We start from the raw sequence: 10,051 nt of genomic DNA, 5'->3' as shown, positions 1-10,051 counted from the left end.
GCGGGCAGATGTTCGCCCGCGCGACCATCGAGCGGCTGGCGCGGGCCTACGAGGCGGAGCTGGCGGCGCTGGTCGAGCACTGCCAGGCACCGCAAGGGCTGACGCCGTCGGACTTCCCGCTGGCGGGTCTGAGCCAAGGGCAACTCGACGCACTGCCGGTGGCGGTGGCCGAAATCGAAGACATCTACCCACTGTCGCCGATGCAGCAGGGCATGCTGTTCCACAGCCTGTCCGACGCAGGCGACGACCTGTACGTCAACCAGCTCAGCCTGCCGGTCGCGGGGCTCGAGCAAGAGCGCTTCCGCGCCGCCTGGCAGCATGTGATCGGCCGTCACGAGATCCTGCGTACGTCCTTCCACTGGGAAGGCGGCCAGAGCGCGCCGTTGCAGGTGGTGCACCGTCACGTCGACGTGGCGATGACCGTACTCGACTGGCGGGCACGAACCTTTACCGCCGCCGACCTTGAGGCGGTCGCCCGCGCGCAGCGTGGCTTCGACCTCGGCCAGGTGCCGCTGCAGCGCCTGTTGCTGGTGCGCACGGGCGACGCCGAGCACCAGTTGGTGTGGACCAGCCACCATATCCTCATGGACGGCTGGAGCAGCTCGCAGTTGTTCGGCGAGGTGCTGCAGCACTACGCCAGCGGTGAAGTGACCGGCGACAGCGGCCGCTACCGTGACTTCATCGCCTGGTTGCAGGCGCAGGATCAGGGGCGCCTGCAGGACTACTGGCAGGGCCGTCTGCGCCTGCTCGACGCGCCGACCCAACTGAGCCAGTCGATTCACCCGCGGCACACTGCCGACCTGCCGGGGCACGAGGCGCTGTACACCCGTTGGGACGCCCAGCGCACCGCCGCCTTGCAGCAGCACTGCCGGGCCCAGGGCATTACCGCCAACACCCTGATCCAGGGCGCCTGGCTGTTGCTGCTGCAGCGTTACACCGGCCAGCGCAGCGTGGCCTTCGGCGCTACGGTGGCCGGTCGCCCCGAGAGCCTGGCCAACGCGCAGCACATGCTTGGCCTGTTCATCAACACCTTGCCGGTGATCCAGACCCTCGAGCCGACACAACGCCTGGATCAGTGGCTGCAGCAGCTGCAGGCCGACAACCTGGACCTGCGCGAGCACGCCCATGCGCCGCTGGCTGACATCCAGCGTTGGTCGGGGCAGGGTGGCCAGGCCCTGTTCGACAGTATCATCGTGTTCGAGAACTACCCCATCGACCAACGCCTGGAGCAGGCCCAGGGCGGCCTGCGCTTCGGCGCCTCGAGCAGCCACGACGTCACCAACTTCCCCATGGACCTGGCGGTAACCCTCGGCGAGACCCTGGCCATCGAGTACCTGTTCCTGCGTAGCCACTTCACGGCCGAGGCCGTACAGGGCATTCGCGCACTGATGGAGACCTTGCTGCAGTCGATGATCGACAGCCCTGCCGAATGCATCGGCAACCTGCAACGGCTCAGCCCGGCGCAGTCTCAGGCGCTCGACGCCTGGGGCGCGGTGCCGGCGCAGACCGGCGAGCCGGTGATGCTGGCCCAGCTGATCGCTCGCCAGGCGGCTGCGCGGCCCGAGGCCATCGCCGCCGAGTGTGCCGGCCAGAGCCTCAGCTACGCGGCGCTGGAGGCCCGTTCCGACGTGCTGGCGCGGCAACTGCTCGCCCGTGGTGCCGGCCCGGAGGTACTGGTGGGCGTAGCCCTGGAACGCTCGGTGGACATGCTGGTGGCCCTGTTGGCGGTGTTCAAGAGCGGTGCGGCTTATGTGCCGCTGGACCTGGACTACCCGGCCGAACGCCTGGCCTTCATGATCCAGGACTCCGGCATGCGCCAGCTGATCGGTCGTGCCGACCTGGGGCAGCGCCTGCCCCTGCCCGTGGGCCTGGAACCGCTCGACCCGGCGACCCTGGCGTGCGAAGCCGGTACGCCGGCCAGCGTGTTCCCGGTGCCGGGCGAGCACAGCCTGGCCTACTTGATCTACACCTCTGGCTCGACCGGTGTGCCCAAGGGCGTGGCGGTCAGCCACGGACCTTTGAGCATGCATTGCCAGGCCATCGCCGAACTCTACGAGATGCAGGCCGGCACCCGAGAGCTGCACTTCATGTCGTTCGCCTTCGACGGTGCCCACGAGCGCTGGCTAACCTCGCTGGCGGTGGGCGGTACGCTGATCTTGCGCGACAACGAACTGTGGACGCCCCAGCAGACTTGCGAGGCGCTGAGCCGGGGCCGGGTCGACATCGCCTGCTTCCCGCCCGCCTACCTGAAGCAGGTGGCCGAATATGTGCAGCGCAGCGGTGTCGAGCCGCCCCCGGTGCGTATCTACTGCCTGGGCGGCGACGCCGTGCCGGAGCAGACCTTGGCCGAGGTGCGCGAGGTGCTGCGGCCACGCTACATCACCAATGGCTATGGGCCGACTGAAACGGTGGTCACGCCGATGCTCTGGAAGGCCTCGGCCGAAGAGCCCTGCGGCGCGGCCTACGCACCCATTGGCCGAGTCGTGGGGCAGCGCTCGCTACGGGTGCTGGACGATGACCTCAACCCATTGCCGGTCGGTTTTGCCGGGCAGCTGTTCATCGGTGGCCATGGCGTGGCTCGCGGCTATCACCAGCGGCCATCGATCACTGCCGAGCGGTTCGTGCCCGACCCGTTCGGTGAGCCCGGGGCACGTTTCTACCGTTCCGGTGACCTGGTGCGCCTGCGTCAAAGCGGAATACTGGACTACGTCGGGCGTCTGGATCACCAGGTGAAGGTGCGGGGTTTCCGCATCGAGCTGGGCGAGATCGAAGCCAGCCTGCGCCAGCAACCGGGTGTCGGCGATGCCGTGGTGATCGCTCGCGACGGTGTTTCCGGCAAGCAGTTGATCGGCTACGTGGCGGCCAGCGCCGAGGTTCGCGGCGATCAGCTCAAGGCCGCCCTGGCCGAAACGCTGCCGGCCTACATGGTGCCGTTGCAGGTGATCTGCCTGGAGCGCCTGCCGGTCTCGCCCAATGGCAAGCTCGACCGCAAGGCCCTGCCGGAGCCCACCTTCGACCTGGCCAGCCATGTGCCCCCGCGCTGCGAGGAGGAACAATGGATGGCGCAGATCTGGGCCGAGGTGCTGCAGGTGGAGCAGGTGGGGATCACCGATAACTTCTTCGAGCTGGGCGGCGATTCGATTCTCAGCCTGCAGGTGATTTCGCGGGTGCGCAACCATGCGCAACTGAAACTGGAGCTCAAGCTGCGCGAGCTGATGCGTTGCCAGACCATCGCCAACCTGTTCGACCAGCAGGGCGTGTCGCGGGTCAGCGGCGAGCAGCAGGCCGTGGTGGTGGAGGGCGCCTTCCCGCTGATCCCGATCCAGGAGTGGTTCTTCACCGCGCAAACCCATGCGCCGGAACACTTCAACCAGGCCTTGATCCTGCGTGCCAACCAGCCACTGGATGCGCAGGCGCTGGAGCGCACGCTGACCTGCATGCTCGGCCAGCACGATGCCTTGCGCCTGCGTTTCAGCCACGAGCAGGGGCGCTGGATCCAGCGTTACCAGCCGTTGCAGGAGTGCCTGCAGCGCCTTGGCGATGACCCGCTGCTGTGGGTGCGCGAGGTGGCCGACGAAGAAGCGCTGGAGGACCTGGCCAATGAACTGCAACGCAGCCTGGACCTGGCCCAGGGGCCACTGATGCGCGGCTTGCTGGCGACCCTGGGTAATGGCCAGGTACGCCTGCTGCTGGTGATCCACCACCTGGTGATCGACGGTGTGTCCTGGCGTGTGCTGCTGCAGGACTTGCAGGAGGCCTACCAGGCCTTGCTCGCCGACCGGGAGCCGCGGTTGCCGCAGCGCACCAGCAGCTTCGGTGAATGGGCCGCTGGCCTGGCCGGCCATGCGGTGACCCTGCGCGAACGTGAGCTCGACTACTGGGTGGCGCAGCTCGACCGCCAGGACGGGCCGCTGCGCTGTGACAACCCACGTGGCGGCAACCTCATGTGCCACCGCGAAGAGGCCGCGTTCAGCCTGGATGCGCAACGGACCGCACAGTTGCTCAAGGAGGCGCCCGCAGCCTACCAGACGCAGATCAACGACCTGCTGCTGACTGCGCTGAGCCGGGCCCTGTGCCAATGGGACGACAGTGCGTCGGCGCTGGTGCTGCTGGAAGGCCATGGCCGCGAGGATCTTTTCGAGCAACTGGACCTGAGCCGTACCCTGGGCTGGTTCACCAGCATGTATCCGGTACGCCTGAGCCCGGTGGCCGACCCCGGGGCGTCGATCGTGGCGGTTCGCGAGCAGTTGGCCCAGGTGCCGGACAAGGGCATCGGCTACGGGGTGCTGCGCCACATGGACGAACCGTGGGTGCGCGCGCGCCTGGCCGAGCTGCCGCAGGCGCAGGTCACCTTCAACTACCTGGGGCAGCTCGACCAGAGCTTCGATGCCGAGCAGGCGCTGTTCCTGCCCGCGCCGGAGAGCGTCGGCGACAGCTTCTCGCAGCAGGCGAGCCTGGCCAACTGGCTCGAAGTGGTGGGCCAGGTGTTCGACGGCAAGCTGTCGTTCCGCTGCATCTACAGCAACCGACGCTTCCGCCAGGGCACCATCACGGCCTTCATGGACCAGTTCCAGGCCGAGTTGACGCTGTTGATCGAGCACTGCCTGCAGGTCCAGGCCAACTGAATTTTCCTTCTTCTGACAGACCGGATGCGGGTGCGTCCGGCCCAGGAACCGAGTCATGCCACTGAACCCTGAAATTGCCGAATTCCTCGACCTGGTCGACGCCAGCCCTGGCGATGGCCAGTCCATGGCCTTCCACCGCTCGACCCCCGCCCAGGCGCGCGACGCCTTCGAGCAAGCCTCCGTGCGCATGCGTTGGGAAGCGCCGCAGGTCCATAGCGAGGACCTGCATTGCCAGGCTCGCGATGGCGCCACCCTGGCGCTGCGTCTTTACCGGCCCTGCGCGCCTGCCGAGCAACCACTGCCGGTGCTGCTGTACCTGCACGGTGGTGGATTCGTGGTGGGCAGCATCGCCTCGCACGATGGCGTCTGTCGCGAGTTCTGCGCGCGCACCCCCTGCGCGGTGCTGACCGTCGATTACCGACGCGCGCCCGAGCAACGCTTTCCGGTGGCGCTCAACGACTGCGCCGATGCCTTGGCGTGGCTGGCACGCAACGGGCGCGAGTGGGGGCTGGATGCCAGCCGGGTCGCCGTGGGCGGCGACAGTGTCGGCGCGACCCTGGCCAGCGTGCTGGCGATCGACGCCGCACACCTGGGTGGGCCTGTACAGCCGCGGCTGCAATTGCTTTGCTATCCAGTGGCCGATGCCTCGAAGCGCTGGGAGTCGCGTACGCTGTTCGCCGAGGGCTACCTGCTGGAGAGCGCCACCCTGGAGTGGTTCTACGACCATTATGCGCGCCAGGCCGAGGACCGCTCGAACTGGCGTTTCTCGCCGCTGCTGGCCACCGGCTTGCAGGGCGTGGCGCCGGCCTACATCGGCCTGGCAGGTTTCGATCCATTGCTGGATGAAGGCCAGGCCTATGCACGTCACCTGCGCGAGCAGGGGGTAGCGGTCAGCTGCGAGGTGTTCGAGGGGTTGGTGCACGACTTTCTGCGCATGCGCTTGGTCACGGCTGAGATCGACACGGTGTATGAGAGGTTGGCGCAGGTACTGCGTGACGCCTTGAACTGATGGTTTGCACTGGATAGGGAGGGCCGCCATGCGGCCCTTTTGCGTTGCATACGACCCAGGGCCTTGCGCCCTGGGTCGTGGTTGCGGTCAGAACTTGTACTGCACGCTGGTCATGAAGTTGCGGGGCGCGCCGTACACGCCCCAGCTGTCGACGTAGGAGAAGTACTTGCGGTCGAAGACGTTGTTGAGGTTGAGCGTTGCGCTCAGGTTCCGGGTGATGTCGTAGCGCGCCATGAGGTTGGTCACGGCATAGCTGCCCTGGGTGAAGGTGTGCAGGTCCTGGCCGGTCTTGCTCTGCCAGTTCACGCCACCGCCGATGGTCAGCTTGTTGTCCAGAATGCCGGGCAGGCGATAGGTAGTGAAGGTCTTGGCGCTGTGACGGGGGGTGTTGGTGACGATGCGGTTGTCGTCGGAGTCGGTGCTGACGCTGTAGGCGTAGCCGGCGAACGCCTGCCACCCCTCGGCCAGCTCGCCGTTGAGCTCCAGCTCCACGCCCTTGGTGGTGGTGCCCTGCTCGGCGCGGTAGATGTCCGGCGCACGCTCATAGACGGCCAGGTTGTCCTGGTCGATGCGGAACAGCGCCAGGCTGGCGTTGAGTTTTTCCTCGTTGAAGCTGCCTTTCACGCCCAGCTCGTAACCGGTGCCTTCCTGTGGGTCGAGGGCCTTGTAATTCTCATCGTGCACGCCATAGGGCTGCGGGTTGAAGATCTTGGTGTAGCTGCCGTAGACCGACCAGGTGTCGTTGAGGTCGTAGACCACGCCGGCATAGGGCAGGAACACGCCGTGGCGGTTCTCGTCACTCTTGTTGTCGAGCGTCGGATCACTCCAGTTCTGGTAGTCGCTGGTGCGTCGCCAGTCGGTGACGCGACCGCCGAGAATCACGGCCAGGTCGTCGGTTACGTGGAAGCGACCGGTCATGTAGGCGGCGTACTGGTTTTCCTGGATGTAGGTTTTGCCGATGGTGGTGGTGTCCGGGCGCGGGCCCTGGCCTTTCCAGTCCCAGATATTGTCGATGGTGCCGTCATAGCCGGTCCAGGGACCGAACCAGCCACCGTGATCCGGGGTGTTTTCGGTGTAGCGGGACAGGGTGACCCCGGTGATCAGTTCATGCTCGCGACCGAACAGGGTGAACGGGCCGGTCAGGTAGGCGTCGAGGTTGTTCTGGCGAGGCTTGCCCGACCAGCGGTTGGGGTACATGTAGGCGCCCGAGCCGTCCACCGGGCTGATCTCGCCGTTCATGTAGTTGATCAGCTCGTCGAAGTCCATGACGCTGTGGCTGAGCTCGACCTTGCCGCTCCAGCCGTTGTCGAACTGATGCTCGAGGGAGGTGAAGACATTGGTCTGTTTGCGGTCGTTGTACGACCAGGTTGGCGAACTGTTCTTCGAGCGGCTGAAGTCGGTCTTGCTGCCGTCGGCGTAGCGGACCTGGAAGCCGGTGCGCAGCGGGTCGTCGACCTGGGTATTGAGGTAACTGAAACCGACGGTCAGCATGGTTGCATCGCTGAGGTCGAACTCGGAGATACCGTAGATCAGCTGCGTATCCTGCTCGAGGCGGTCGACGAAGGAGTTCTGGGTCTTGTAGTCGACCACCAGACGCCCGCGGACGTTGCCGCTGTCGGTCAGTGGGCCGGAAACGTCGAATCCGGTGCCGTAACGGTCCCAGCTGCCAGCTTCGGCGGTCACGCTGCCCTGGAAGGTCGCGGTCGGGCGCTTGCGGATCATGTTGATGGTCGCCGACGGGGTGCCGGTGCCGCTGATCAGGCCGGTGGCGCCACGCACGATTTCGACACGGTCGTACATCGCCGTGCTCTGGGTGGTGTTGTCCAGGCGCGGGGAGGTGGGAACACCGTCGATCTCGAAGTTGTTGATCTGGAAGCCGCGCGACCAGTAGGTGTCGTTCTCGGCGCCGATGCCGGTGCGCAGCACGGTGATGCCCGGGGTGGCCTCGAGCACTTCGGTCAGGTTGGTCAGCTTCTGGTCGTCCAGGCGCTGGCGGGTGACCACGGTGACCGATTGCGGCGTTTCCTTCTGGGTCAGGTTCAGGCGCGTCGAACTACTGGACATGTAGGTGGTGTACAGGCCGGAGCCTTCGGTGACCGAACCTGGCGCCATGCCCGAAATCGCGGTTGGGCTCAGCTCCAGTGCGGCCTCGCCGGCACTGGGTGGCGGTACCAGCAGGATGGTGTGGCCGTCCACGCGGTAGGACAGGCCGCTGCCCTGGAGCATGCGCTGCAGCACCTCGTCGGTCGACAGCGAGCCGGATACCGGGCTGGACTTCAGACCTTGCACCAATTCCGGGCTGTAGAGGATCTGCATCTGCGTCTGCTGACCCAGTTGCTGCAGGGCGCTGGACAGCGGCTGGGCGGCGATGTTGACGGAGACCTGCTCGGCGTGGGCTGCGCTGCTCCCCAGCAGCATCAGGGCCAGCAGGGCACCCGGCAGTACCATACGGTTCGACTGCGATGGACGTACGGCGCGTGCCAGAAGGGTCGGGGACAGGTTCGGGCGGTGCATGGGTGAAAGGAACTCCTGAGGGATGTGGGCAGTTTTTCTTTTGGAATGGTCAGTAACTGATAATTAGACGCATCACGGATTGGAAACCGGAAAAAAGAATCAGCAATCTGTGCTTGGCGATTTATCTGATGAAAACCCCGCAGGGGGAATGCCATGGCGTCGGCTGTTCCGCCTTCCTTGCGGGCGGATCGCGGCGCCGTGCTCCGGACTGGCCAGGCCGTGCGCCACGTGCGTCGCAAGGGTCAGGCCGCGACGTGCTGGGTGACCACGCGACCGGCCTCCATGCGTACCAGCTGGTCGGCGATATCGAAGTAGCGATCATCGTGGGAGATCACGATGATGGTCTTGCCCAGGCGCTTGAGGTCGGGCAGCAGCTCGGTGTAGAAGATCCGGCGGAAGGTCGGGTCTTGGTCGGCCGCCCACTCGTCGAACACCAGCACCGGGCGATGCTCCAGCCAGGCATTGATCAGCGCCAGGCGCTTGCGTTGCCCGGTGGACAGGTCGGTGGTGGTGAACTTGCCGTCCTGGATGCTCACCTTGTGTGAGATTTCCAGGCGTTCCAGATACTGGTTGGCATCTTCGGGAATGCTCTGTTCACCCTGGATCACATCGTCGAACAGGTAGTAGTCGGCGAAGATCGTGGTGAACAGCTGGCGATACTGGTCCCTGTCGCTGGCATCGATGATCTTGTCATCCAGCGCGATATGCCCCTGTTGTGGTGCGTAGAGTCCCAGCAACAGCTTGATCAGCGTGGTCTTGCCACAGCCGTTCTCGCCGACAATGAAGACGATTTCGCCCTGTTCGATCCGCAGGTTGACCGGCCCCAGCCGGAAGGGCGCGGCATCGCCCACCGCAGGGAAGGCGTAGCTCACCTCGACCAGTTCCAGGCTGCGCACCTTGGCCTTGGCAGCCGGTGCGTCGGTCAGCAGCAGGTGCGGCTCGGGTGAGGAAAACTGCCGGGAAAGCTCGGCGATGCGCTGGAAGGCGATGCCGGCGCGGCCGACGATGGGCAGCGTACCGATCAGGTGCTCCAGCGGGCCTTTCATGTACAGCAGCACCAGGACGAAGCCACTGATGACCGCTTTGTCCTGCCCTGGGCCGGCACCGTGCATCAGCAGTGCGATGCCAATGACCACGAAGAACAGCATGGAGCCGAAGGTCTTGGCGATCACGAAGGTGTTGATTGCGCGGATCTGGGTCTTGCAGATGAAATCCGCGGTGGCCTGGATGCCATGCACGAACATGCGGTGGCGACGTGGGCGGTGGATGCGCAGTTCCTTGGCGCCGCCGGCCACGGCGTTGTACTGGCGTTGCAGGTCGTCCTCGGCGTCGCGGGCGGCCATGAAGCCACGCACGCCTACCGATTGCGCGAGGTACTGGGCGCTCGTGCCCACGGCGATGGCCGCCAGCATCAGCAGGAACATCGGCCACGACAGCATGGCCAGGTAGCCCAGGCAGCCCAAGGTCACCGTCAGCGAAATCGCCAGCGGCGCGAAGGCGAAGGCGAAGTCGCTGATGGTGTCGACATCATGGGTCAGTACCGGAATCAGACGGTGGCTGCGAAAGCGCTCGATCTGCTCGATCGGCGCGGCGAGCACCTTCTCCCCCAGGGTCTTGCGCAGGCGGGCGATGATGTGCTGGCCAACGTAGTTGGTACCGATATCCGACAGGATCGTGCTCACCAGTGCCAGCAGGCACAACCCGGCAAAGCCCAGGATCAGGCTGTGCCCCAGGTCGCCCTCGGCGTGCAGCGCGCCGTTGATGGTGGCCAACAGCGTGGTCACGCTCAGGCCCCCGATCATGCCGAGGAAGATGGACAGTGTGACGATCGGCCAGAATGGCTTGAGCAGGGCCAGCAATTCACGCAGGGCCCCGCGGTTGGAAGTGCTCATCGGCTGGTTCC

4 protein-coding genes are annotated in these 10,051 nt (G+C 65.7%); 2 read left to right on the top strand and 2 right to left on the bottom strand.

From position 1 onward, the window contains the following. Together DMX12_RS02930 and DMX12_RS02925 are read left to right on the top strand one after the other, a co-directional pair. On the top strand, nt 1–4,625 hold a 4,625-nt coding region (locus DMX12_RS02930; RefSeq protein WP_146226809.1), incomplete at its 5' end, for a non-ribosomal peptide synthetase. A 55-nt stretch (nt 4,626–4,680) separates the two neighbouring features. Further along, entirely contained in the window at nt 4,681–5,634 is a 954-nt protein-coding gene (locus tag DMX12_RS02925) for an alpha/beta hydrolase (RefSeq protein WP_110676163.1), read from the top strand. A gap of 87 nt (nt 5,635–5,721) precedes the next feature. Here the strand turns inward: DMX12_RS02925 and DMX12_RS02920 are convergent, their stop codons facing one another. Together DMX12_RS02920 and DMX12_RS02915 are read right to left on the bottom strand one after the other, a co-directional pair. Beyond that, nucleotides 5,722–8,148 carry a TonB-dependent siderophore receptor gene (locus DMX12_RS02920; RefSeq protein WP_110676161.1) on the bottom strand — a complete coding sequence of 809 codons (2,427 nt, stop codon included), beginning with the start codon at nt 8,146–8,148 and terminating at the stop codon, nt 5,722–5,724. 242 nt (nt 8,149–8,390) lie between these two features. Continuing rightward, on the bottom strand, nt 8,391–10,040 hold the full coding sequence (locus DMX12_RS02915; protein WP_110676159.1) for a cyclic peptide export ABC transporter: 1,650 nt from the start codon (nt 10,038–10,040) through the stop codon (nt 8,391–8,393). Nucleotides 10,041–10,051 lie beyond the last annotated feature (11 nt).

Source organism: Pseudomonas sp. MB-090624 (genome assembly GCF_003205245.1).
Taxonomy (GTDB): domain Bacteria; phylum Pseudomonadota; class Gammaproteobacteria; order Pseudomonadales; family Pseudomonadaceae; genus Aquipseudomonas; species Aquipseudomonas juntendi.
This window is presented reverse-complemented; position numbering and strand designations above follow the sequence as displayed.

Coding starts and splice junctions, on each gene's coding strand:
- DMX12_RS02925 (WP_110676163.1), top strand. CDS start 4,681: ATGCCACTGAACCCTGAAATTGCCGAATTCCTCGACCTGGTCGACGCC.
- DMX12_RS02915 (WP_110676159.1), bottom strand. CDS start 10,040: ATGAGCACTTCCAACCGCGGGGCCCTGCGTGAATTGCTGGCCCTGCTC.
- DMX12_RS02920 (WP_110676161.1), bottom strand. CDS start 8,148: ATGCACCGCCCGAACCTGTCCCCGACCCTTCTGGCACGCGCCGTACGT.